At 62.4% G+C, this 24,023-nt stretch carries 26 protein-coding genes; 14 read left to right on the forward strand and 12 right to left on the reverse strand.

Annotation, left to right across the window (positions count from 1 at the left end):
- Positions 1-73: 73 nt before the first annotated feature.
- Complete coding sequence (locus tag F2982_RS18400; RefSeq protein WP_112716821.1) at positions 74-1,117, reverse strand: class I SAM-dependent methyltransferase; 1,044 nt, start codon at positions 1,115-1,117, stop codon at positions 74-76.
- A gap of 317 nt (positions 1,118-1,434) precedes the next feature.
- Here F2982_RS18400 and F2982_RS18405 point away from each other — a divergent pair, with 317 nt between their 5' ends.
- Together F2982_RS18405 and F2982_RS18410 are read left to right on the forward strand one after the other, a co-directional pair.
- On the forward strand, positions 1,435-3,435 hold the full coding sequence (locus F2982_RS18405; protein WP_112716819.1) for an EAL domain-containing protein: 2,001 nt from the start codon (positions 1,435-1,437) through the stop codon (positions 3,433-3,435).
- Positions 3,436-3,599: 164 nt separating this feature from the next.
- Complete coding sequence (locus tag F2982_RS18410; RefSeq protein WP_203428696.1) at positions 3,600-4,850, forward strand: MFS transporter; 1,251 nt, start codon at positions 3,600-3,602, stop codon at positions 4,848-4,850.
- A 130-nt stretch (positions 4,851-4,980) separates the two neighbouring features.
- On the opposite strand, the gene F2982_RS18415 is transcribed toward F2982_RS18410, so the two are convergent.
- The 3 genes from F2982_RS18415 to F2982_RS18425 all read right to left on the reverse strand — a co-directional run bounded on the left by F2982_RS18415 (position 4,981) and on the right by F2982_RS18425 (position 8,481).
- On the reverse strand, positions 4,981-6,228 hold the full coding sequence (locus F2982_RS18415) for a conjugal transfer protein (RefSeq protein ID WP_203428697.1): 1,248 nt from the start codon (positions 6,226-6,228) through the stop codon (positions 4,981-4,983).
- Between the two features lie 67 nt (positions 6,229-6,295).
- Entirely contained in the window at positions 6,296-7,144 is an 849-nt protein-coding gene (locus F2982_RS18420) for a hypothetical protein (protein ID WP_203428698.1), read from the reverse strand.
- 101 nt (positions 7,145-7,245) lie between these two features.
- Complete coding sequence (locus tag F2982_RS18425; RefSeq protein WP_203428699.1) at positions 7,246-8,481, reverse strand: MFS transporter; 1,236 nt, start codon at positions 8,479-8,481, stop codon at positions 7,246-7,248.
- A gap of 222 nt (positions 8,482-8,703) precedes the next feature.
- Between F2982_RS18425 and F2982_RS18430 the strand changes: the two genes are divergently transcribed.
- The gene (locus F2982_RS18430; RefSeq protein WP_112716806.1) at positions 8,704-9,057 is read left to right on the forward strand and encodes a DMT family protein; all 354 of its coding nucleotides are present in this window, start codon (positions 8,704-8,706) and stop codon (positions 9,055-9,057) included.
- 196 nt (positions 9,058-9,253) lie between these two features.
- Positions 9,254-9,709, forward strand: coding sequence for a phage regulatory CII family protein (locus F2982_RS18435; RefSeq protein ID WP_199629474.1), 456 nt, complete (start codon positions 9,254-9,256; stop codon positions 9,707-9,709).
- On the opposite strand, the gene F2982_RS18440 is transcribed toward F2982_RS18435, so the two are convergent.
- Positions 9,710-9,937, reverse strand: coding sequence for a hypothetical protein (locus F2982_RS18440; RefSeq protein ID WP_203428700.1), 228 nt, complete (start codon positions 9,935-9,937; stop codon positions 9,710-9,712).
- A gap of 191 nt (positions 9,938-10,128) precedes the next feature.
- On the opposite strand from F2982_RS18440, the gene F2982_RS18445 reads away from it, so the two are divergent.
- The 3 genes from F2982_RS18445 (at position 10,129) to F2982_RS18455 (ending at position 13,130) form a co-directional block, all read left to right on the forward strand.
- Positions 10,129-10,350, forward strand: a complete 222-nt coding sequence (locus F2982_RS18445) for a hypothetical protein (RefSeq protein WP_203428701.1) — start codon at positions 10,129-10,131, stop codon at positions 10,348-10,350.
- A 90-nt stretch (positions 10,351-10,440) separates the two neighbouring features.
- Entirely contained in the window at positions 10,441-11,946 is a 1,506-nt protein-coding gene (locus F2982_RS18450; protein WP_203428702.1) for a DUF1800 domain-containing protein, read from the forward strand.
- Positions 11,947-11,957: 11 nt separating this feature from the next.
- The gene (locus F2982_RS18455) at positions 11,958-13,130 is read left to right on the forward strand and encodes a DUF1501 domain-containing protein (protein ID WP_199629478.1); all 1,173 of its coding nucleotides are present in this window, start codon (positions 11,958-11,960) and stop codon (positions 13,128-13,130) included.
- A gap of 15 nt (positions 13,131-13,145) precedes the next feature.
- Here F2982_RS18455 and F2982_RS18460 read toward each other — a convergent pair whose 3' ends face one another.
- The gene (locus tag F2982_RS18460; RefSeq protein ID WP_203428703.1) at positions 13,146-13,532 is read right to left on the reverse strand and encodes an acyl-CoA thioesterase; all 387 of its coding nucleotides are present in this window, start codon (positions 13,530-13,532) and stop codon (positions 13,146-13,148) included.
- Between the two features lie 578 nt (positions 13,533-14,110).
- Between F2982_RS18460 and F2982_RS18465 the strand changes: the two genes are divergently transcribed.
- The 6 genes from F2982_RS18465 to F2982_RS18490 all read left to right on the forward strand — a co-directional run bounded on the left by F2982_RS18465 (position 14,111) and on the right by F2982_RS18490 (position 20,162).
- Positions 14,111-15,931 (forward strand): methyl-accepting chemotaxis protein, encoded by a 1,821-nt coding sequence (locus tag F2982_RS18465; protein ID WP_203428704.1) that lies wholly within the window; start codon positions 14,111-14,113, stop codon positions 15,929-15,931.
- Between the two features lie 122 nt (positions 15,932-16,053).
- Complete coding sequence (locus tag F2982_RS18470) at positions 16,054-17,340, forward strand: extensin family protein (RefSeq protein WP_203430122.1); 1,287 nt, start codon at positions 16,054-16,056, stop codon at positions 17,338-17,340.
- A gap of 64 nt (positions 17,341-17,404) precedes the next feature.
- Positions 17,405-17,653, forward strand: coding sequence for a hypothetical protein (locus F2982_RS18475; protein ID WP_203428705.1), 249 nt, complete (start codon positions 17,405-17,407; stop codon positions 17,651-17,653).
- Between the two features lie 388 nt (positions 17,654-18,041).
- Positions 18,042-18,968 carry an ABC transporter ATP-binding protein gene (locus tag F2982_RS18480; RefSeq protein ID WP_112716693.1) on the forward strand — a complete coding sequence of 309 codons (927 nt, stop codon included), beginning with the start codon at positions 18,042-18,044 and terminating at the stop codon, positions 18,966-18,968.
- Positions 18,965-19,726, forward strand: a complete 762-nt coding sequence (locus tag F2982_RS18485) for an ABC transporter permease (RefSeq protein ID WP_112716691.1) — start codon at positions 18,965-18,967, stop codon at positions 19,724-19,726. The genes F2982_RS18480 and F2982_RS18485 overlap by 4 nt, the downstream gene beginning before the upstream one ends.
- 292 nt (positions 19,727-20,018) lie before the next feature.
- On the forward strand, positions 20,019-20,162 hold the full coding sequence (locus F2982_RS18490; RefSeq protein WP_162708682.1) for a hypothetical protein: 144 nt from the start codon (positions 20,019-20,021) through the stop codon (positions 20,160-20,162).
- Positions 20,163-20,175: 13 nt separating this feature from the next.
- Here F2982_RS18490 and F2982_RS18495 read toward each other — a convergent pair whose 3' ends face one another.
- From F2982_RS18495 to F2982_RS18520, 6 genes are all read right to left on the reverse strand, one after another.
- Positions 20,176-20,334 carry a hypothetical protein gene (locus tag F2982_RS18495; RefSeq protein ID WP_165402593.1) on the reverse strand — a complete coding sequence of 53 codons (159 nt, stop codon included), beginning with the start codon at positions 20,332-20,334 and terminating at the stop codon, positions 20,176-20,178.
- 40 nt (positions 20,335-20,374) lie between these two features.
- The gene (locus F2982_RS18500) at positions 20,375-20,824 is read right to left on the reverse strand and encodes a hypothetical protein (protein ID WP_112716689.1); all 450 of its coding nucleotides are present in this window, start codon (positions 20,822-20,824) and stop codon (positions 20,375-20,377) included.
- A gap of 32 nt (positions 20,825-20,856) precedes the next feature.
- Positions 20,857-21,066: a hypothetical protein gene (locus F2982_RS18505; protein WP_203428706.1), complete on the reverse strand. Its 210-nt coding sequence runs from the start codon at positions 21,064-21,066 to the stop codon at positions 20,857-20,859.
- Between the two features lie 72 nt (positions 21,067-21,138).
- Entirely contained in the window at positions 21,139-21,840 is a 702-nt protein-coding gene (locus F2982_RS18510) for a TIGR02281 family clan AA aspartic protease (RefSeq protein ID WP_112716685.1), read from the reverse strand.
- Positions 21,837-22,046 carry a DUF1289 domain-containing protein gene (locus F2982_RS18515; RefSeq protein WP_203428707.1) on the reverse strand — a complete coding sequence of 70 codons (210 nt, stop codon included), beginning with the start codon at positions 22,044-22,046 and terminating at the stop codon, positions 21,837-21,839. Before F2982_RS18515 ends, F2982_RS18510 begins: the two co-directional genes overlap by 4 nt.
- Positions 22,047-22,064: 18 nt before the next feature.
- Positions 22,065-22,847: an adenosylcobinamide-GDP ribazoletransferase gene (locus F2982_RS18520; RefSeq protein WP_203428708.1), complete on the reverse strand. Its 783-nt coding sequence runs from the start codon at positions 22,845-22,847 to the stop codon at positions 22,065-22,067.
- Positions 22,848-23,002: 155 nt separating this feature from the next.
- Between F2982_RS18520 and cobT the strand changes: the two genes are divergently transcribed.
- Positions 23,003-24,019, forward strand: a complete 1,017-nt coding sequence (cobT, locus tag F2982_RS18525) for a nicotinate-nucleotide--dimethylbenzimidazole phosphoribosyltransferase (RefSeq protein ID WP_130278146.1) — start codon at positions 23,003-23,005, stop codon at positions 24,017-24,019.
- Positions 24,020-24,023: the final 4 nt, after the last annotated feature.

The raw sequence follows: 24,023 nt of genomic DNA on the forward strand, positions 1-24,023 counted from the left end.
TTCGCCAATAGTCGGACCGAAATAGAAAACCGGCCGGGTTGCCCCGGCCGGTTCATCAGGCGCTGAGTAGGTCTCAGCCGTTCTTCTTGATGACGCCGTAGACGATGTTGCGGTTCTTGCCGAAGAAGACCTTGGATTCGTAGTTCTGGCCGGCCGTCGCCTCGTGGATGATCTTCCACATGTCGGCTTCCGAACGGAGCAGCAGCGCCCAGTTCATGAAGGTCTCGATGTAGCCGTCGACGAGGATCGGGTAGGAATAGTTGGCGAACAGGAATGTGCCGCCCGGCTTGACCATTTCCAGGCAACGCTGGGTCAGCTTGATGGCGACGCGATCGACCAGGTAGTCGTAGAGGCCGGAGGCATAGACGAGGTCGAAGGTGCCCGGGTTGGAGCGGCGCATCAGCAGTTCGCGCACCGAGCCGTCGATCGCCTCGACCGCCGTGCCCTGGAAATCGCGGGCGATGGTGCCGATGCTCATCGGATCCTGGTCGAGAGCGACCCAGCGCTTCAGCGCCTTCTGCTTCATCGCTTCGGAATAGGCGGCTTCGCGCAGGTGGCCGGCGGCGACGCTGAGGACTTCCGTGCCCGGGCCACGCTCGGCGGCTACTTCGTCGACCTGGCGGGCGAGGATGTCGCGGCGGTCCCAGTTGGCCTGCGAGGAGGGGGCGGTGCTGGTATATTCGAACAGCGCCTTGCCGAGATCGGAGGCGGCGTTGACCTTATCCATCACGCTTTCATGGCGGTAGATGAAGTCGAGCAGGGTGGCATCGCCGGAATAACCGCGCGGCTTGTCCCACGACCACTTGGTCAAGGGATCCTCGAGGAAATAGCTGGTGACGGCGTGGTTCTGGATCAGCGGAACCAGTTCCTGCCAGACGCGCGGGTGAATGCGGGCGCGCATTTCATGCAGCTGCACGGTGACGCTGTCGATGATTTTTGTCGGGTCTTCGGATTTCACGAACTGCTGGCGCGCAAGCTCCAGCATGAGGGCGACTTCACCTTTGCTGATGGCCAGATGCTCTTCGAATCGGTCGCTTTTGGGCGCTTCGAGCTCGTTGGCTATGGCTTTGGGCGTAATAAGGCTATGGCCGTCGAAATCCATCTTAGGCTGGGTCACGCGATACGTCCTCTAATCAATTGGGGTTAAATTACCGGGGCACACCTGTACCGTTTTCGGCGATACCTTGAATTGTATATTAGCGAGAAACTTTTCATTAACCATTGAAATCCATAAACATGATTAACGGCGCCGGTTTCGCTGGAATTTAGCAAGCTTTAATGCAGCCCCTCTATTTTGGTGGGGTCGGATTGCCGGTATTGCCGTGTCTCATCACCTGAAGGGGCTAAGCGAACCGCACGAATGCGTCGGTCAATTCCGTCTGGATCAACAGCGGAAATCTCCGGCGGAGATAGTACGGAGCGGTGGAAGAGTGCATGAAGCACGCGATTGCTTATGCGGCAGAGATTGATCTTGAACCCAAGTTGCTGCGGCCAACGCCGGGCGAACTGCGGGATCTCTATCGCATGGAAGGGGAGACTGAGCGAAAGACGGCGACACGGCAGGGGCTGTGGATCGCGGTTATCGTCTATATCCTGTTTTCCGCCACCGACCTGCTGCTGATCCCCGACGTCGCCACCTATACGATCCTGGCCCGCGTCACCGTCGGCACGCTGGCGCTGCTGATGCTGGAGGCCGAGGTCTATTTCGGCAAGAGCATCCAGTGGCTGGACCGGACCAGTGCCACGGCGCTGGTGCTCGGCTTTGCCGTCTGGTGCTTTCCGGCGGTGCGCACCGTGCATGCCGACAGCCTGTCCTATTACATGATCTTCGGCGCCATCTTCATGATGGGCGCCAACCAGTTCTTCAATTTCCGCTTCGGCCTGTCGGTACTGGCCTCCAGCGCCGTGCTGACGACCTTCCTGGGCTCGCTGTTCTTCTTCTGGCCGACCAGCATCTACGCGATGGCCTTCGGCATGTTCTACGTGTCGTGCTTCGTCTTCACTTCCTATGTGAACTGGAAGCTCAATCACGAGCGCTACCACGTGTTTCTCAATGCGCTGGAAGCCCGGATGCAGCAGAAGGAAGCGACGGAGCGCGGCGAAGCGCTGCTGCGCATGTCGAATACCGATTACCTGACCGGCCTCGAAAATCGCCGCGCCGTCGACCAGCGTCTGCGTGATCACTGGAAGGAATGGCAGCGCAAGGGCGTCGGCTTCACCGCCATCCTCGTCGATGTCGACTTCTTCAAAAAATATAATGACGGCTATGGCCACCAGGAAGGTGACCGCTGCCTCATCCATGTGGCGCGCACCATCAAGGACGCGATCGAGGTCTATGGCGCATCGATCGGCCGTTACGGCGGCGAAGAGTTCATCGTGCTGGCGCAATTTGCCGAGCGCGAGCGTGTCGCCGAACTCGCCGAATGCATCCGCGCGACCGTCGAGCAGATGGGCCTGATCCACGAGGAGCGCCGCGACGGCACCTCTATCGTCACGGTCAGCATCGGCGCGGCCTATACGCGCGACCAGAGCGGCAAGCTCGAAAAGATCATCCATGAGGCCGACCGGGCGCTCTACAGCGCCAAGGCAAGCGGCCGCAACTGCGCCCGCCTGTTCGATCCGAACGATCCGTTCAGCAGCGACGAGAGCGAGAATATCGCCGCACTGCTGCGCATCGCGGTGGCGCAGGATCTGTTGTCGCTGGTCTATCAGCCGATCGAGGATATCCGCACCGGCGGCCGCGACGCTGTCGAGGCGCTGATGCGGCTGAAGACGCTGGACGGCAGCTCGATCCCGCCGAGCCTGTTCATTCCGATCGCCGAGCGCACCGGGATGATCCTGGAACTCGGCCGCTGGGTCATCCAAACCGCCTGCCGCGACGTGCTGCTGCCGAACCTGGCGCAGATCGCCAGCGTCAACGTTTCGCCGATCCAGCTGCGCATGCCCGGCTTTGCCGCCAGCGTCGCCGCGATCCTCTACGAGACCGGCGTCTCCGGCAATCGCCTGGCCTTCGAGATCACCGAAGGGCAGGAGATGGAGATGCATGCCGACGTGCTGAAGTGCATCAGCGACTTGAAGACGCTTGGCATCCGCATCTGGCTCGACGATTTCGGCACGGGCTTTGCCGGCCTGTCCTGGCTGCGCCTGATCGACTTCGATACCGTCAAGATCGACCGCTCCTTCCTGCATGGCAGCGCCACGCCGCGCGGCAAGGCGATGCTCGAGGATATCGTCGGGCTGATCCGCAACCGAGGCCCGAAGATCCTCGTCGAGGGTGTCGAGACCGCCGAGCAGCTGACCCTGCTGCGGCAACTGCGTATCGACTATGCCCAGGGCTACCATCTCGGCCGGCCGGCGCCGGTTCAGGCAATCGACTCCACGCCCTCCAAGCCGCCGCGGCCGACGCTTGTCGCCTCGCGTCCGGCAGGCCGCTGACGCCGCCTGCCAAAATGCCGCAGTCTGGCGGCGGAACAATGTCAGGATCGCTGACGTTCTGAAGTGTCACCTCCTGGTGGCACTTCCGCCCGTTTCTGGGCGCTCTCTCCGACGGCATCCGGAATTGCCCCGCCTCGCCGCCGCTTTCGGACGGAGGAACAGACATGTCCGCATTGGCAAGCCTGCGTGCGCTCTCCCCGCAGCAGCGTAATACCCTTGTTGCCAGCTATCTCGGCTGGACCCTTGATGCCTTCGATTTCTTCATTCTCGTCTTCGTTCTCAAACATATCGCCGAAGAATTTCACACGGATGTTCCGGCCGTCTCGGCAGCGATCTTCCTGACGCTTGCGATGCGCGCCGTCGGTGCGCTGATCTTCGGCCTTGCAGCCGACCGCTTCGGGCGGCGCGTGACGCTTATGGCCGACGTGCTGCTCTATTCGATCTTTGAGTTCCTGACGGGATTTTCGACCGGGCTGACGATGTTCCTGATCCTCCGCGCGCTCTATGGGATTGCCATGGGTGGCGAGTGGGGCGTCGGTGCCTCGCTTGTCATGGAGACCGTGCCGGAGGAATCCCGCGGCATCGTTTCAGGCATCCTGCAGGCGGGTTATCCCTCCGGCTATCTGCTGGCCTCGATCGTCTTCTTCCTGCTGTTCCCGGTCATCGGCTGGCGTGGCATGTTCTGCGTAGGCGCGCTGCCGGCGCTGCTGGTGCTCTATATCCGCCGCAATGTGGAGGAGAGCCCGGCGTTCATCGAGAGGCAGCGGAAGGGGCGCAGGCCGTTCCTAACGATCCTGCGCGAAAACATCCCGTTGTTCATCTGGTCGGTGCTCCTGATGACGGCCTTCAATTTCCTCAGCCACGGCACGCAGGACATCTATCCGACCTTCATGGAAACCCAGCGCGGCTACGACAGCTACACGACCGGCGCGATCGCTATCGTCTATAATATCGGCGCGATGTGCGGCGGGCTGTTTTTCGGGGCGCTGTCGCAGCGCATCGGCCGCAAGAAGGCGATCGTCATTGCCTCGCTGCTGGCGGTCCCGGTGGCGCCACTCTGGGTCTATGCGCCCGGTCCCGTGCTGCTCGCCCTCGGCGCCTTCCTGATGCAGTTCTTCGTCCAGGGCGCCTGGGGCATCGTGCCGGTGCATCTCAACGAGCTGTCGCCGGACGAGGTGCGCGGCACATTCCCGGGCTTTGCCTATCAGCTCGGCAATCTGCTGGCCTCGGGCAATGCGACGATGCAGGCCGGTCTCGCCGCCCACTGGAACGGAGACTATGCGACGGCGCTGCTCGTCGTCGCCGCCGTGGTCGCGGCTGTCGTCGCTCTCCTGGCCGGCTTCGGCTACGAGAAGAAGAATGTGCGCTTCGGCACGGAGGAGGCCGAGGCGCCAAGCGGCGCGTATCGCGCCTGAGCGCGAGGGGCGGGTCACTCCGCCCGCCCTTCGCCAGTTTCCGGCTGTAGCTATTTCTTAACCAGCGTCTCCTAATGTTTGCTTTGCGGTGGTCAGGTATTGCGTTCCACTGCAGCTTGATCTGGCTGGCTCACATGATGGCCGGCATCATGAAGGCGATGAATTTCGCCGTTACGGCTCCCGACGCATCCTTGCTCACCAGCGGAAAAACAGATTCCCTCACCGTGCCGGATTGATTGCCGCCGAGCAGCGTAACCGTCGTCTCGCTCGCGGCGATGACGAAGCCGACATGACCGGGACCGCTTTCCCATTTGGGATCACTGAAGGGGGCATAGCGGCGGACTGCGATCGAGCCGGGTATGGGCTTGGGCAGGGAGATGAACTGCCCCTTCTTGTTCCAGAAGAAGGAGCGGGCGCCCGGATGATCCGTGCCCATGTGACCGCTGGTCACCAGGCAATAGTTGACGAAGGCGGCGCACCAGTCGACTTCATCGCCGCCATCAGCTTCGAACCACGCCGAACACACCTTGAAATAGTTGAGGATGCGCGGGTTTTCACCGGGATCGGGCCATTGGCTGCGTTCGTGTGCGGGCAGGGCCGCCTCGCAGCGAGCGATGTCCATCCAGTCCTGCGTTGCAGACGCCGCCGATGATATGATGGCGCTGGTGGTGGTGGATCGCAGTGCTGCCGGCGCGTTGGCGCGGATCAGTCCTGGTTTCCATCCCTCGATCTCCTGGATCCTCCTGGCGAACTTGCGAAACTCGTCGGCCTTGAGTGTTGAGAGCGGCGTATCAAGCGGGATGCCGGTGCGTTCTGCGAGCGCCGCGGCGTAGGCGGCCGAGTTGTTTTCGCTCGGCGGAGCATAACGAAACACGGCATCGCGGAGTGTCAGGTTGATGTATTTCGAGGTCTTTAGCAGCGCGATGATCGCCGCCGTGCCTGTCTGTTCGTCCGGGAATATGGCGAAGCTGCCGTCGTCGCCGATTGCTCCGGCATTCAGGGAGAAATCGCCTTTGCGGATATTGCCGGGATTGCAGTTGCGCCAGGAGCGCGAGCCACCCTCGCGAATTTCGTCGCGGCCTTCGGCGTCAGTATAGAGAACGGTTTTGTAGGCGATCGAGCGGGCGTGGACGAATGGCCTAGCCGCCCCTGGGGGAGGAAGGTCCGGAAGGTCCATATTGGCGACGGGAGCACTGACCGGGAGCGATGCGCTGAGGCTTTTGAATGCCTGCGATACTTCACTCGCGGCCGATGTGTACGTAGTGGAATAGGTGCCGTCGTCAGCGCGCTCTATCGAGACAACACGCATCTTTGCGCGAGCGATGTCTCCAAGGACGTCGTTCAGCTTCGATTCCGGAATATCGGTCATAGTTTCCATAGCATGCTCCTACCATGGCACGGTCATCGCGCCTGATGTTGAGATCGGCTGAGCGAGGCCATCCGGGCTATCCCGGTAAGGACCGCAATTTTGTCAGCAATGTCCTTCGGCTCTGAGCGTAGCGGCCGTTGTTGAGGAAGCTCACCAAGTTTGTTCCCTCGCGCTTGAGCGCCTCTTCAATCGCTAGTCGGGCAGCGGGGCTGCCACTGTCGTAGAAGGCGCGGATCTCGACGGAGGCTTCGTCGGCCGCATATTTGAAGATTTCAGTGACCTTCTCATCCTCGCTAACGGCGAGGTTCTGCGCAGCCTGTTCATCGATCGTCGCCATGCCTGCAGTGATGGTGCCGGCGGCGGCATACTCGTTGACGTCGATCATCGCGAGCTCAAGCGGATAGCTCAGCGTGCTCTCGCTGAGTTTTGCGATGATTGCAGACCGCACGCGGTTGCGGTTTGCCTGCATCTGTTTCTGCAGAGCCTGGATCGTGCGATCGGCAAGGATGCTCTTGTCGTAGGCGGCCACGCCGCCCTTGATCGCAGTATCGACTGCGGCGAGCGTCGTTTTGGCAGCCTCGGAACCGGTGAGTGCGCCCGCCGTACTGAGCGAGATGCTGGTGACGGTCGCGCCGAAGGGCACGATCTGGCTCTCTTGCGTCAACCGGTTGACGAATTTTGCATATCTCAGGTCGATCGTGCCGATAGCGCCAAGGACGATCGAGTTGCGGAGCGACTGGCGCCGCCCGGGATCGGTGACGGTCTCGTATGTAGCAAGTCTCTGAGTGCTGAATGCGCTGGCGAAATAGCGGTCGCTGACAGCCTGGTACTCTGTCAAGTTCGGTGTACCGGCGACCGACGGCGTGCAGCCGGCAAGCGCCGGCAGCAGCGCAAGCGCCACCACAATCTTAAAAATTCTGCTCATGCCCCATCCCCTAAAACCGGGGATATCAAGTCACATCGCAGAGTGATTTGAAACGAATTGCATGCAATCTGTGATGGCGGAACTGGAGGCCGCGGTAGTGTTCACCGAGGTGCGTATTCGGATGCCCGCCGCTCCGGCACAATTTCCCGCCGCCCATAGACAAACACCGCAATCGCCGCAAGCGCGGCGAGGCCATGCACCCAGTAGGCAAGCCCGTATCCGCCTTCCTTGGTCAGCCATCCCGCAACGATATTGCTCAGCGAGGCACCGATGCCCTGGACGGTCATGACGGCCGCGAGGCCGGCGTTGAAGCGGCCGGTGCCGGAGAGGATGCGTTCGGCGGCGAGCGGTGTCGCGATGCCGATCAGGCCGGCGCCGGCGCCATCAAGGAACTGGACCGGATAGATCGCCGCGAAGCTTTCGAAGCTGCCGGCGATGGCGCCGCGCAGTGGCAGGGCGCAGAGCGCGATGATGAAGATCGAGGCGAGGCCGAAGCGGCGGATCAGATAGGGAGCGGCGAGGGCCATGCCAATCATCGACAGCTGCGAGACGCCGGTGACGATCGCCGTCGTGCGGAAGGGCGTGCCGAGCTGGATCGAGAAATCCTGGGCGATCAGCCGGCTCATCGGCGCATTGCCGAAATGGAAGATCAGCAGCGTCACGGCAAGCAGGATGAGGCCGCGGGAGCCGGCGATGACGGAGTAGCCCGATGGACCCGGGCTGCCGTCGTCATGGGCAAGGCCACGGGCGACCTTGTTGTCGATGCGACGGGGATCGATCGCCAGCGTTGCGGCGATCGTGGCGAGCGCGGTGAGGATCATCAGGCCGATGATACCGTTAAGGCCGAAGAACGAGGAGGCGAGATAGACGCCTGCCAGCGAGACGACATTGCCGGCATGGTTCCAGAATTCGTTGCGCGCCACCTGATCCGGAAAGGCCGCTTCGCCGACGAGGCCGAGTGTCAGGCCCATCAGCGCCGGGCCGATCACGGCGCCGACGATCGCCGTCATCGATTGACCGCCGAAGACCGAGGCGTTGCCGGGGCTGGCGAGCGTCCAAAGCGCGGCTGCCGTCACCAGGATCACCGGCACGATGATCAGCAGCCGCTTATGCGGCGACGCATCGACGAGCGCGCCGAACAGCGGCGTGACGATCAGCCCCAGAATGCCGCCGAGCGTGGCGACCACGCCGAGCGCCATCGGCGTCCATCCATGCGTCGCGAGGAAACCGTCGAGAAACGGCCCCAGTCCGTCGCGGGCGTCGGCGAGGAAGAAATTCAGGGTTGCGAGGGCTGCGAGCGAGCGGCCGGAGAGGCGAGATGGGGGCGAGGCGGTCACGGGGCTTCCTTCGGGACGATGCTTTGTCCTGAAGGTAGATCCGCTTTGCTGCGGGCCGCTTCCGGCGCTCGCCATGAACGGTGGACCCGATCGAAAGTTCCCCGGTTTTGCGGCGTGAGCGGCTATTGCGGTGAAAATCCGTTGCGCCGCCGGAGAGGCCTTGAAGAGCGTGGATTTCGGGATACATGGTGGCGCCAGCAGTCACGCCTCAAGGATTCTCCCATGCCGTTTTCGCTGAGCCCCGCCGCCGTCTGGCCGGTCATCATGCTTTTTGCCTCGAACATCTTCATGACCTTTGCCTGGTACGGGCATCTGAAGCACAAGAGCAGCGCCATCTTCCTGGCGATCATCGCCAGCTGGGGTATCGCCTTCTTCGAATATTGCCTGGCGGTTCCGGCCAACCGCATCGGCTCGGCGGTCTATACGACGGCACAGCTGAAGACGATGCAGGAAGTGATCACGCTGATCGTCTTCGCAGGCTTCTCGATCTTCTGGCTCGGCGAAAACCTCACCTGGAACCACGCCATCGGCTTTGCGCTGATCGCCATCGGCGCATCTTTCATCTTCCGCGGCTGAGGAGTGGCCGCCTGCCTTAGGGCAAAAGCGACAGGCGGCCGGCCCTGCGATAGGGGTGGCTGATCCCAGGGCAGGCGGGTCCGTAGCGGATCGACCGGCGGCGCTCCATCAAATCGGTGCCGTCTTTTCAACGGTGCGTTGCCACTTGCCATTCTCCCTGCCTGCATGGAAACTGCACGGATAGGGGGAGTGGACCATGGCAGAGCGCGGCCGCGAGTTTGCAGATATCGCCTATACTGTCCTCGTCGTCGAAAAGAAGCCCGGGGTCGAGACCGTGGCGGCTACCCTCGGCATGACCTATGCGGTGCTGCATTCGCGGCTGATCAACCGCACCTGCTTTTCCGCCGACGAGATCAATGCGCTGGTGCGGGCGGTGCCGGATGTGCGGCTCGTCAACTACCTACTGAAGGAGACAGGTTTCATTGCGGCCGACCGGCCGTCGCCCGAGACGGCTGATATAGACGGCGCGCCTGTCGACCTGCAGCGCAGCGCGACGCGTGTGGTGGTCAACGCGACGGGCATATTGGAGGTCGTCGATGCGGTGCTTGCCGGTGGCGGGATCGACCACCGGCGCGAGGCGCTGGTGCACCGGGAGATCGACGCAACTGAACGGGCGCTCGCCACGTTGCGGCTCCGGCTCACCGGCGAGTGATCAGAGCGCCGTACTGGCGCGGCGCAGCTTGCAGAGCCATCCGTCGCCTTCGGCCTTGAGCGCCTCCATCTCCGCAGCAATATCTTCATGGCGCTGCTCCAAGAGCTGCTTGCGCGCGGCGGTGCCGCCCTTGCGGAGCTTGGATTCGATGGCGAGCAGCTGGAGCTTGTAGAGATTGAGGGTGCGCACGATGCGCATATATTCACGGAGCGGATCAGGATCAGGCATGACAGGCTTTTGGGCACGTGGTTTCACATGCCAGCCGCGTATCGCGGCTCTGCGGCCCGCGACATCAAAACGGCCCCAGTTTTTCAACGGCTGATAGCATTGCTCTTAACGCGCGGTAACATGGAGTGACCGGCGGATGGGGAACGGGTAAGGGCGGCGCGCGTTGGATTTCCACGAACTGGAGATCACAGATGCAGAAGAACAAGCCGCTCGTCGAAGTCGTCGTATCCACCAGCAAAGGCAAGGTGCCGCTCGGGATCATGAATACCGAACAGGCGCTGGCGCTGCCCGATGAGATCGAAGCCAAGGTTTCGCATCCGGATCACAAGCCGGGCGAGACCGATGTCTATATCCCGCTCGAGGAGCTGGAGCGGCATCCGGTGGTGACCGCGACGGAGCGAAAATCCCAATAATTACAAATAGTCCATGTCCGTCCGCCGCCCGATTGCGGTCGCATTTGGCTGAGACCCTGTCACTATCCGGTGATGACGAGGTGATCGGTCATGAGCGTCTCCTTCCAGACAATGGCGGCAATCCGTTTCGGCTATGGCTTCAGGCCGGGCGAGGCGCAGCCTGAGGACAAGCAGGCCCTGCTGGCTCAACTCAAATTGGGGGTGGAGGCTAAGCCGTCCTTTCCCGATGGTGGCGCCGAGGCCTGCCGCAAGCGTATTGGCGACCTGCAGGATCAGCTGAAGGAAATCCGCCAGGAGGCGGGGGATGACGACGAGCAGCGGCGCAACCGGCGCCGTCAGCTGCAGCGGCAGGTTCAGCGTGGATTTCAGCGCGATGCCAATCAGCGGCTGATGCAAGCGGTGCTGTCGCCCAACGGCTTTTACGAGCGCCTCGCGACCTTTTGGACCAATCATTTCTCGACCAGCGCCAACAAGAGCCTGCCGATGCGGCTGATCGTGCCGCTCTACGAGGCAGAGGCGATCCGCCCGAACATCGGCGGCATGTTCCGCGATCTGCTGCGGGCGGCGACCGAGCATCCGGCAATGCTGATCTATCTCGACCAGGCGCAGTCTCAAGGGCCGGATTCGCCGGGCGGCATGCGCCAGAAGAAGGGGCTGAACGAGAATCTGGGCCGCGAGCTGCTGGAGCTGCACACCCTCGGCGCCGGCAGCGGTTATACGCAGGCCGATGTCCGCTCGGCGGCCATGGTTCTCACCGGGCTGACGATCGATCGCGACGATATGGATGTGGCGTTCCGTCCGCGAATTTCCGAGCCCGGCCAGCATACCGTCCTCGGCGTCAGCTATGGCGGCGACCGGCGCACTCGCAAGGACTATCTCGCGATGCTCGACGATCTCGCCGCGCATCCGAAGACGGCCGAGCATATCTGCCGCAAGCTCTGTATTCATTTCATCGCCGACCAGCCGGCGCCCGAGATGATCTCGGCGATGACCGATGTCTGGAAACGGACGGATGGGGATCTGACTGCCGTCTATGGTGCCATGCTCGATCATCCCGCCGCCTGGCGCGACGAGGGCGCCAAGGCGCGGCAGCCCTTCGATTTCGTGGTGGCGGGGCTGAGGGCGCTGAATGCCGGAAGCTTCATGGAGGCCAATCAGGACAACGACGATGATGCCGATGCGATGATGGCGGCACCCGCCACAGATGCGGACAGCGGCAACGGCATGAATGGCATGGCGCCGCCCGGTCCTGCCGATGAGGACAAGGTCAAGCGGCGCAAGGCGTTTCAGACGGCGCGGGCGCTCGGGCAGGGTGCGTTGCGGCGCATGGGCCAGCCAATCTGGCTGCCGCCGAGCCCGGCCGGTTTCGAGGAGACATTCGACGCCTGGATCACCGCCAGCCAGCTCGCCGAGCGACTTGCCTGGGCGCGCCGTGCCTCGGCGCAGTTCGGCAAGGATCAGGATCCGCGCGAGTTTCTGAAGGCCACGCTGGCGGATGCTGCCCGCGACGAGACGATCCGTGTCGTGTCGCAGGCGCCGAACAAGATCAGCGGCCTGACGCTGGTGCTCGCATCCCCCGAATTCAACCGCCGATAAGGAGCCTCGCGATGACAGAGATTGTACTTTCGCGCCGCGGTTTTCTTGCTTCCGCCTGCTGCCTTGCCGCAGCACCCGTTTTCACGCCGGTGACCTTTGCGGCCATGCCGGGGGATAACAGGTTCGTCACCATCGTGCTGCGCGGCGCCATGGACGGGCTCGATCTGGTGCAGCCCTATGGTGACGCGGGTTTCGCCGGTTTGCGGCCGACACTGGCGCTGACGCCCGATAAGGGGCTTATCGATCTCGACGGTCATTTCGGCCTCAATCCGGCCGGCGCCGATCTGCTGCCGCTGTGGAAGTCGAAGGAGCTGGCCTTCGTTCATGCGGTGTCGACGCCCTACCGCGATCAGCGTAGCCATTTCGATGGGCAGGACATGCTGGAATCCGGCGGCGAGCATGTGGCCGAAGAAAAGACCGGCTGGCTCAACCGGGCGCTCGCCGTCATCCCGCGCTCGGATGCGCGCAAGGCGATCGACGTCAATACGTCCACGGAGCTCATCCTCTCCGGCCCGAACAATGTCGATGTCTGGGCATCCGATTCCAATCTCGGCACGGCGAAGGACGAGATGCAGTTCCTGATGCGGCTCTATGCCGGCGATCCGGCTTTCGCCAAGGCCATGGAGGAGGCGACGCGGGCCAATGGCGCGGCGATGATTGCCGAACCCGATGGCAAGCGGGGCGAGAAGATCGCCGATGTCGCGGCGCTCGCCGGCAATATGCTGAAGGGTGATTATCGCATCGCCAGCTTCTCTATCACCGGCTGGGATACGCATGTCGGGCAGGCCGCCCAGTTCAAGCGGCCCGTTCAGGACCTGGCACAGGCGATCACGACGCTGAAGACGGCGCTTGGCCCGGATATCTGGTCGAAGACGGTCGTGCTCGCCATGACCGAGTTCGGCCGTACCGTCCGCCAGAATGGCTCCGGGGGAACGGATCACGGCACGGGTGGCTGCGCGCTGCTTGCAGGCGGGGCGATCAATGGCGGGCGCATCCTCGGCAAATGGCCGGGCATCGGCGATGCCCAGTTGCTGGAGGACCGCGACCTGATGCCGACGGCCGATGTCCGCGAGATCGCGGCGGCGATGCTTTACCGGCAATTCGACGTCAGCCCTGACGACCTGACCGCGAAGATTTTCCCGGGACTGAGCTTTGACAAGTCATCGCAATTCTTGCGCGCTTGACTTCGATCCCGGATGTCACTCGGTGGGGACAGGCTTGGGTGCGCCGTTCTCATCGAGCGCCACCATGATGAAGGTGCCGGCGGTGACTTTTTCCATCTTGTTGTAGCGGGAGCGGTGCGCCCAGGCCTCGACGATCAGGGTGATCGAGGTGCGGCCGACTCGGTCGATGTCGGTGTAGACCGAGAGCGTGTCGCCGATCTTGACCGGCAGTTCGAAGGCCATTTCCTTGACGGCGGCGGTGACGACGCGGCCACGGGCGCGTTCGGCGGCGCGGATGCCGCTTGCCAAGTCCATTTGCGCCATGACCCAGCCGCCGAAAATATCCCCTGCCGGATTGGCGTCGCCGGGCATGGCGAGCGTGCGGAGGGTGAGTTCACCTTTCGGCTTCGGGCTGTCGTTCATTGTCAAGTCCTTGTCATTTCACGAAGCGTGAAGATGGCAGGCTTGACGGCTGGATGGCAAGGGCAATGACGCGGTTATGCAGGGATGGCCGGCGGCGTTCTTTCAGAGACGGCCGAGCGTGAAGAACAGAGCTGCCCAGAAGAGAGCCGACAACTCGGCTGCCACCAGAAAACCGATCGCGCGTTCCGTCATTGAGCTTCTCCTCGTGGGTTAAAAAGGGGGCTCGCGACCCCAGACGCGAGCCCCAATCCTTTCGTGTCCGCCAAGACGCGTTAGGATGGCGAGCGAAATACTCAAAATGGGGGAGGCGCGGTATCATAAGATCTTGGGATAGGGAGGCTGGAGCAGGGCTCTACGTGCCTCTCGTGCCCGGTCACAGATTATTATGCTTACCAGACCGCAAAAAAATCGCTGAGCTTAAATATAATAGAATTCATATGCTTGGCCGATGAGGTGCCGTTGCAAGAGGTTCCTTTCGTTACGTTATGTGATGCCGAACTAATAATGCTTCACCGGCCAGTAAGACATGCGCTGCAGAATTTGCGCCGATCATGACTGCGTGAATGCGAGGGGACTTCGTGCGCAATACAAAGATTTCGACCCGTCTCTACGGGCTTGTCGGGCTGACGCTGGCGATTTTCGTCGGCGTGATGGCTTTCTTCCTGAACTATTCCTACTCGGAGCTTGAAGCGGAGCGGAAAGCCGGGCTGGCGCAGATGGATGCGACGGCCATCAACATCATGAAGAAATACTACAAGATGGAGCAGGACGGCACGCTGACGCGCGAACAGGCGCAGACGGCGGTCAAGGACGTCATCGCCTCCATGCGCTACGGCGACAGCGGCTATTTCTGGATCAACGACATGCATCCCAACATGGTGATGCATCCGATCAAGCCGGAGCTCAACGGCACCGACCTCACGCAAAACAAGGATCCGAACGGCAAGTTCCTGTTCGTCGAATTCGTCAATACGGTGAAGGCGCACGGCCAGGGCTTCGTCGATTACTACTGGCCGAAGCCGGGTGCCGAGCAGCCGGTTCTGAAATACTCGCATGTTGCCGGCTTCGAGCCCTGGGGCTGGGTTGTCGGTACCGGCGTCTATGGTGACGACCTTGCCGCACTTTACCGGCAGAACGCGCTGTGGGCGGCGCTGCTCTGCGGCCTGGGCGCGATCGTCACCCTGCTCATCGCCTATGCGATCGTCCGCAGTGTCACCGGTCCGGTGGCGCGGATCGGTGCTGCCATGCATGCGATTGCCACCGACGACTCTGCTGCCGCCGTGGTCGACAGCGAGCGCCGCGACGAAATCGGCCATATGGCGAAGGCTCTGCTTGTCCTGCGTGACTCGATGGTCGAACGCAGCGAGATGCGTTCGCGCGAAGATTCCCGCCAGCGCGAGCTGGATGGCGAGCGCCGCAGCAGCGAGCAGCGGATGCGCAGCTCTGCCGAACGCCAGAACCACGCGATGATGACGCTCGGCCAGGGGCTGGAACGGCTTGCCGCCGGTGATCTCACCGTCACGGTCGGCGATCTCGGCGAGGAATATTCCAAGCTGCGCTCCGACTTCAACGCTGCTGCCGGTGCGCTTGCCAGCGTCATCCAGGCGATCTCGGAATCGAGCCATGTCGTCAATGACAGCGCCTCCGATATCAGCGAAGCGACCAGCAACCTGTCGAAGCGGACCGAGCAGCAGGCTGCGGCTCTGGAAGAGACGGCAGCGGCTCTCGATGAGATCACCGCAACCGTTCGCACCGCCTCCGAGCGGGCAACAGAAGCGCGCGAGATGGTGTCCGAGACGAAGACCAGCGCCGGCAAGTCCGGCGAGATCGTCCGCAATGCGGTCGCGGCAATGAGCCGGATCGAGGATTCCTCGAGCCGGATCGGCCAGATCATTGGCGTCATCGACGAAATCGCCTTCCAGACCAATCTTCTGGCGCTGAATGCCGGTGTCGAAGCGGCGCGTGCGGGTGAGGCGGGACGCGGTTTCGCTGTCGTTGCGCAGGAAGTGCGCGAGCTGGCACAGCGCTCGGCGAATGCCGCCAAGGAGATCAAGACGCTGATCAGCAATTCGGCGGCCGAAGTCGAAACCGGCGTGTCGCTGGTTCGCTCGACCGGCGATGCGCTGGTCGAGATCGAGGCTCTGGTCAACAAGGTCAACGACCACGTGAATTCCATCGCGACGGCTGCCCGCGAACAGGCGACCGGACTGCAGGAGATCAATACCTCGGTTAACCACATGGACCAGATGACGCAGCAGAATGCCGCGATGGTGGAAGAGACCACGGCCGCCAGCCAGACGCTCGCCACCGAGAGCAACCAGCTGCGCACGCTGCTTTCCAACTTCCGCCTCGGCCAGGGCGAGGCGACGGCTCAGCGCTCCTATAACCGGGCGGCTTGAAGGTATCAGGAGAAGGCGGGAAACTGCCTTCTCCATCACGGGTAAGCTTTCCTTCACCAGTTTTATTTAAATTTGAGGGGAATTCTTCAGGTTGCAAGCAGGGCTGCGGGGCGATGGAGGGTATTGTGTCTGTCTCTCTTTTGCGGCGTATCGTGCTGACCACGCTGGTTTCCACGGCGCTCACGACCTGTTCCGTCAGTGACGGCCTCGTGCCGCCTGCAAGTGTCGATACAGGCACGAAAGTCAGCTCCATTTCTCCGCCAAGACAGTCGGCCATGCGCATGGCGCCGATGGAAACGGCGCAGTCCTATCCGGGATCGGCGCCCGTCTCGCGCGCCGGTGGATCGGTCGATTATCTCGATACGCCGAACCTTGCAGGCGAGGGCCATGCTGCAGGCGATGCCGCTCCGGCGTCCGGCCACAAGCTGCCGATGATTGATAGTGACGAGGCGCTCGCCCAGCAGCAGGTGCCGCGCTCCCAGAACGCGCCCGGCAACTGGGGCGGCACACAGCAGCTTTCTGTGCCCGACGGCGGCGTCAACATGGATTCCGAGCTCGGCGCCGAACCGGTGGTCGGGCTCGCGCAGGAGCAGCAACAGCAGATCGCCGAGGGCGAGACCGCCGAGCCGGTCGTCGATGGCATCGGCACCGATGCGCCGACGCAGCGCAACGCCATGCCGCGACCCGCCGCACAGGCGCAGATGAGCCAGGCCCGCGTCTGGAACGATGGCAGCGCCGTTGTCGCGCCGCAGCGCGTTCCCGAAGAGGACGAGAGCCAGGAAGTGGCGATGCTGCGGCCCTCGAACCCGATGATGAGCACGCCGGCAATGCCTGCCGATCTCGGCATGATGCCCGCCTCCGAGCGCGCCTGCCGCCAGGAGCTGAAGCGTCTCGGCGTGATCTATTCCGACAAGCCGGCGATCTCCAACGGTCCGGCCTGCCAGGTTCCTTATCCGATTTCGTTGCAGGGCCTTTCCGGCAATATCGGCGTGAAGCCAGCGGTGACGCTGAACTGCCAGGTGACGCTTGCCTTTGCCAAGTGGGTGAAGAACGAGCTGGCGCCCTCGGCGCGCTTCCGCTACTGGTCGGGCATCCAGACCATCGAGCCGCTCGGTGGCTATTCCTGCCGGCGCATGAACAACAGCCGCCAGAAATACAATCCGATGTCCGAGCATGCACATGGCAACGCGATCGATGTCGGCAAGTTCGTGCTGAAGAACGGCCACGAGATCGATATCCGCAAGAAGGGTCTTTTCTCCTTCCGGGAGGGGCGCCTGCTGAAGGCGGTGCGCAGCGATAGCTGCCGCTATTTCAATACCGTGCTTGGCCCGGGCAGCAATCCGGAGCACTGGAATCATTTCCATTTCGATCTCAGAGAGCGCAAGAGCGGCCGGGTCTATTGCAGCTAGGCTGATGGCTTGGCCTCGACAGGGGAATCTGATCTGACGGGCTCTTTCTGAGAGGAGAGTCCGGATGGCCGAACGCAAGCGCCCGAATTTCATCATGCTCATTCTTGTCGTTGTCATTGCTGCCGCCGCCGTGTTCGGCGGGCGTTGGTATGCCTATGTCGCCTATGCGAGCGACCCGTTCGATGAGGTCGGCATCAGCCTCAACACCATGATGCCGGCGCCGATTCGCGACATCGGCTGCGGCATGCTGAAGAGCCGTTTCGAGGGCAAGACGCTGCCGCCCTTCGGCTGCGGCGTGAACGGACAGTGGTGAGCGGACAAAAAGAAAGCCGGCGAAACGCCGGCTCAGACTGACCGGCCTTCAGGGGAGATCGACCGGATATTCAAAGTGTTCGTGCTTACAGCGGCATTTCGATACAAATAGAGACAGCGGAAATAAGGGGCGTAACGAGCGCCCGATGACGGTTCCGCAAAGGGATGGGCGGCGGCGCGGGAACCGTTGCTTGCCTCTGTGGCGGTTATCCCCCGCAAAGATCACCGGTTGATGACAAAGGCAGTGGAAAGACGATTTTCGATGAGCCGCTTTGCTTGGCGCCACTATGGGCTGCCCTCTGAATAGTGTGTTCACGGGCTGCGGGATGTCAAAGTGTCATAAAGGGACTATATAGCGGCACAATAAGAGGAAACGTCCAAAAAATCGCATGGCTCCCATCATTTCCATCCGCAATCTCACCAAGCACTACGCCAACGGCTTCGAGGCCCTGAAGGGCATCGATCTCGATGTGGAGAAGGGCGAGATCCTGGCACTGCTCGGCCCGAACGGCGCCGGCAAGACGACGATGATCTCGATCGTCTGCGGCATCGTCAATCCGAGCGGCGGCGAAGTGCTCGTCGGCGGCCATGACGTCGTGAAGGATTTCCGTGCGACCCGCACGATGATCGGTCTTGTGCCGCAGGAGCTGACGACGGACCAGTTCGAAACGGTCTGGAACACCGTCAGCTTCTCGCGCGGGCTGCATGGCAAGAAGCCGAACCCGGCGCATATCGAGAAAGTGCTGCGCGACCTGTCTCTCTGGGACAAGAAGGACAATACGCTGCGCCAGCTTTCGGGCGGCATGAAGCGGCGCGTGCTGATTGCCAAGGCGCTGAGCCATGAACCGGAGATCCTGTTCCTCGACGAGCCGACCGCCGGTGTCGACGTGACGCTGCGCAAGGACATGTGGCGCGTCGTCGAGCAGCTGCGCGAATCCGGCGTGACGATCATCCTGACCACGCATTATATCGAAGAGGCCGAGGAGATCGCCGATCGCGTCGGCGTCATCAATGGCGGTAAGCTGCTATTGGTCGAAGAGAAGGCGGCGCTGATGGCCAAGCTCGGCCGCAAGCAGCTGATCCTCGAACTCGCCGAGCCGCTCGACAAACTGCCGGAGCATTTTGCCGGAAACGGCCTTTCACTCGAACAGGGCGGTGCGCGGCTGGTCTATAACTTCGACGCGCATAACGAACAGGAAAGCATCGCAGCGCTCCTGACCCGGCTTTCGGCCGACAACATCCATTTCAAGGATCTCTCGACGCGGCAGAGCTCGCTCGAAGATATCTTCGTGGCACTCGTGGGAGGCGCCAAGTGAATATCGAAGCCATCAAGTCCATCTATTTCTTTGAGATGGCCCGCACGCGCCGCACGCTGCTGCAGAGCGTGGTGTCTCCCGTCATATCCACTTCGCTCTATTTCATCGTCTTCGGTGCGGCCGTCGGCTCGCGGATCCAGACGGTGGAGGGCGTCTCCTACGGCGCTTTCATCACGCCCGGCCTGATCATGCTGACGCTGCTCGGCCAGTGCATCAGCAACGGCTCCTTCGGCATTTATTTCCCGAAATTCACCGGGACGATCTACGAAGTGCTGTCGGCGCCGGTGGCAATGACCGAGATCCTGCTCGGCTATGTCGGCGCTGCCGCGACCAAGGGATTGCTGATCGGGCTCATCATTTTGCTGACGGCCAACGCTTTCGTGGAGGTGCGCATCGAGCATCCCTTCATGATGATCCTGTTCTTCCTGCTGACGGCGATCACCTTCAGCCTGTTCGGCTTCATGATCGGCATCTGGGCGGGCAATTTCGAGCAGCTGAACCTGATCCCGATGCTGGTCGTGCCGCCGCTGACCTTCCTCGGCGGCAGCTTCTACTCGATCAACATGCTGCCGCCCTTCTGGCAGGCGGTCAGCCATTTCAATCCGGTCCTCTATCTCGTCAGCGGCTTCCGCTGGAGTTTCTACGGGATCGCCGACGTCAATCCGCTGATCAGCCTGTCGATGATCACGCTGTTCCTGGCGATCTGCCTTGGCACGCTTGGGTGGATGTTCAAGACCGGTTACCGGCTTCGCAACTGAGGTGCAATTGCACGCAGGTGTTGAATTCGTCCATCGGCACGTATCGCCGTGATGTAAATGTGCAATGCATGGCTGTGCAATAGCTGAAATCTCAAGGAAGATTTTACCTATGGTGGCGTGATTTCGCGTTTACGTGTGGAAATCTTGCCTTGTCACGCTTCCGTCACGCGACAACCTTATCGTTAGTGTGCTTAATTAGCTTTGCGAAGCGAGGGGATCGCTAGCGTCTCCTTCACTTCTGTCTTCGGACGGCGGTGAAGATTCTACCGCCACTAGAATACGGACGCCGAGAATGATCAGACTGCAAATTTTGTTCGCTGTCGCGTTCATGGTCGCGATGTGCTCGCTGGCCTTTGCCGTCAGCTACAACCATTCGAAGGTGAGCGACAGCCACACGGGAAGCACCGGCTTCCTCTGGCTTTCGGCCTCGAGCTGATGCTTGCCGCCTGCTAACGTGCATATCTCTCGAGGATCGCGCCACCGAAGGCCGGCAGCAATCCGAAGATCAGAAGCTGCAGCGTGCCTTCGATCACGACAAGCCAGTTCAGCAGGAAGGCTGCCGCAAGACCCGCGGCGCAGCCGATGATGAACCTGCCATATCCCCGCATGTCGCTGTCCTCACCGGCTGCCTGATATAGCCAACAAAACTCAGTTCTGCGTCGGGCGGATATTGCCGACGCCGATTTCGCCTTCGAGCACGCCGCGCTGCAGATCGCTGCGGCCATGCTCGATCTCGATGACGCTGTAGAGCTTGTCGTTGCGGAAGGCGCTGGCATTGATCGTCGTGACATCCTCGGCGGGCGCGGAATCGATCTCCATGAAATCGAGCTCCCGGCTTGCCGCCACGATCCGCGCATCGCCTGCCGTGCGGGCCGCGACGATCACTTCGCCCTGTGACGGCGCGTTCTGCCAGTTGGTGTCGGTGGGGGCTGCGATCGGCACCAGCCGATAGACGTTCAGCTCCTCGTCGCCTGTTGCATGCCCGTGCTCTCGGGCGGCATCTTCCATTTGCGCCTGGCTTTCGACGGATTGTCCGAAATGGGTGCGGCTGACGCCATTGAAGGCATCCTTGCCGCCGGTTCTGACGGTATTCGACATGGTGATCTCCTATTCTTCGCGCTGGCAGCCGCTCACTTGGCGTTGATGGTCGGCAGAAAGAGCTCGACCTGCCTGCGACTATCCGTGTCGAGCGTTTCGACGCGCGCCTTCCAGAAAGCCGCCGCCTCCGGGGTGTCGGCTTCCCAGCTGCGGGTGGATACGATGTTATCGTCCACCACCGCCCAGCGATGCCCGCCGAGACGCATATATTCGTCGGCAATGTCCTTGGTCCGGTTGTCCATGACAGCCTCCTTTCAAGGTTTGAACCCTGTTGGAGCGTGCAAGTTCCATGGATATGCCGATAAAGGCGGGGCTCAATCCCGCAGGCGCAGTTCGTCCGTCTGCATCTGCATCGAGCCCAGCGTCTCCAGGAAGCTCATGCCGAGGAGGCTCTGGTCGAGTTTGCCGTCTTCGGCGACGCTGGCGGCGACGCCGGTGCGGGTGATCGGGCCGATGGAGACGCGGTCGAGGGTGACGGGTGCGGCGCGGGTGCGGCCGTTAGCGGTCATCACGGTCATCGAGTATTCGAGGTTCTCGGGAATGATGCCGATGCGTTCGGCGTCGGCATGTGAGAGTGCCACCATGCTGGCGCCGGTATCGACCAGCATCTGGATGGTCTGGCCGTTGACGGCGACATCGGCTTCGAAATGGCCGTTCAGGAGCTTGTGGAGGATGACCTCGCTGCCGCCCTCGCTGGTGGTGACGACAACGGCGCGGCCGGGCACGAGGCCGGCGAGCAACCGGTTGCCGACGCCCTGCAGATCCTGCCGGTAGAGATAGACGGTGGCGAGCGCCAGGATGATGACCAGCCAGATCATCAGGTTGCGCATCGTTTCACCGATATTGCGCCGGCTTGCCCAGACGCCGGCGGACAGCATCAGCGCGATCGGCAGCAGATAGATCATGCGGCCGAAATCATCGGCTTCCATGCCCATGATCCGGTCATTGCCGTTGTTGAAGAGAAGGATTGCAAGACCGATGCCGATGATCAGCAGGAAGACCGTCAGCCGGGTCATGCAGAGTGCCTCGCGTTGGTATTTTGCCGGCTATCGTTCTGCGTGGGGCCATCGAAGATGCGGGCGGGGAGGATCGCCATGAGCCGCGCGCGCTCCGCATCGGAATAGCTCATCCAACCGCCGATTTCCTGGATCGTGCGGCCGCAGCCCATGCAAAAGCCGGTTGCGGGGTCCATCGAGCATACGTTGATGCAGGGTGTTTGCATGAGCGATATATCGTTGTTTCACAAGGCCATGGCAAGGGCGCAGAAGGCGGCGATCTCGGAAATCTGTTCGGCGGCGCCGAGCGTATCGCCGGTATGGCCGTTCAGCTTGCGGCGGATGTAGAGGGTGAAGACGAGAACCGAAATGCCGGCCGCCAGCAGGCTGCAGACGAGCGGCAGCAGGCCCATGGCCGGCCAGACGATCAGCGCTGCGAACAGGCAGGCTGAGACGACGGCGATATGCATGGCGCTTTCGCCGGGTTTGCCTGAAGATGCGGCGAGCCCGTCCGCCTTCGCCGGGGGCAGGCGGTGCCAATGCCAGACGAGGGCGGATCGCCCAAGGCAGGCGGCGACGGGGATCGCGAGTGCGGCTTCCATAGACGGGACTTCGCGGGCGATGGCGGCGAGTGCGGCGGCGCGGAGTGCCACGGAGAGGATGAGGGCGAGGGCGCCGTAGCTGCCGATCCGGCTGTCCTTCATGATCAGAAGGGCATGATCCCGGTCGCGCCCGCCACCAACACCATCGGCGGTGTCCGCCAGTCCATCCTCGTGGAGCGCGCCGCTGATGATAGCGAGCACGGCGATTGCCACGAGCGCTGCCATCAGGCGGTCGGCGCGCAGGCCGAGCAGCAGCAGAAAGATTGCGGCGGGGACGATGCCGATCAGCAGGCCGGCCAGCGGGAAAGCGCGTGCGGTACGGCTGAGCTTGCCGTCATCGCCTGCGAAGACGAAAGAGGGCATGGGGATGCGGCTCAGGAACGCGACGGCGCGGGCGGTGTCGAGCGCATAGGCCTTGATGATCATGTCCCCACTTCATGCATGGAAGCTGCGGCGCTTTTGGAGTTGTTCGCCTCTGCCGCTGGCTTTAAGAGAGTCGCGACGAAAGAAGCCGATTTGCTGCGAAAAGACAAGTTGGCCCCGGCAAGCCGGGAGAAAACAGAATACAAGGAAGTCCCTTCATGAGCGTTTCAGGCCTGCCGTTCGACGATTTCCGCGCGTTGCTGCGCGATCTGCCGGGTCCGGATGCCCGGGCGCTGGTGGCGGCGCGCGAGCGCGACGCGCAGCTGACCAAGCCGCCGGGCGCGCTCGGCCGCCTGGAAGAAATCGCCTTCTGGCTCGCCGCATGGACGGGCAGGGCGCCCGCTGTCAACCGGCCGCTGGTGGCGATCTTCGCCGGCAATCACGGCGTCGCGCGCCAGGGCATCACGCCCTTCCCGCCGTCGGTGACGCAGCAGATGGTCGAGAATTTCGCGGCCGGTGGTGCGGCGATCAACCAGATCTGCGTGGCCTACGATCTCGGCCTCAAGGTCTTCGATCTGGCGCTCGATTACCCGACCGGTGACATCACCCAGGAAGCGGCGCTTTCCGAGCGTGACTGCGCCGCCACCATGGCCTTCGGCATGGAAGCGATTGCAGGTGGTACGGATCTGCTCTGCATCGGCGAGATGGGCATCGGCAACACGACGATCGCAGCGGCGATCAACTACGCGCTTTACGGCGGTTCGGCACGCGATTGGGTCGGCCCCGGCACGGGCTCGGAAGGCGAGATGCTGGAGCGCAAGGTGGCCGCCGTCGAGCGCGCCGTCGAGCTGCACCGCGATCACCTCAACGATCCGCTCGAAATCATGCGCCGCCTTGGCGGCCGTGAGATCGCGGCAATGGCAGGGGCAATCCTGGCCGCCCGCGTCGAGAAGATCCCCGTTCTCATCGATGGCTATGTGGCGACGGCGGCGGGTGCTATCCTGCAGGCTGCCAATCCGTCGGCGCTCGATCACTGCCTGATCGGCCATGTCTCCGGCGAGCCCGGCCATCTGCGCGCCATCGAGATGCTCGGCAAGACGCCGCTTCTGGCGCTTGGCATGCGCCTCGGCGAGGGCACGGGTGCTGCGCTCGCCGCCGGTATCGTCAAGGCCGCGGCCGCCTGCCATTCGGGCATGGCGACCTTCGCGCAGGCCGGCGTCACCAACAAGCATTGAGCGG

Origin of the sequence: Rhizobium sp. BG4 (assembly GCF_016864575.1) — a bacterium.
Taxonomy (GTDB): Bacteria; Pseudomonadota; Alphaproteobacteria; order Rhizobiales; family Rhizobiaceae; genus Rhizobium.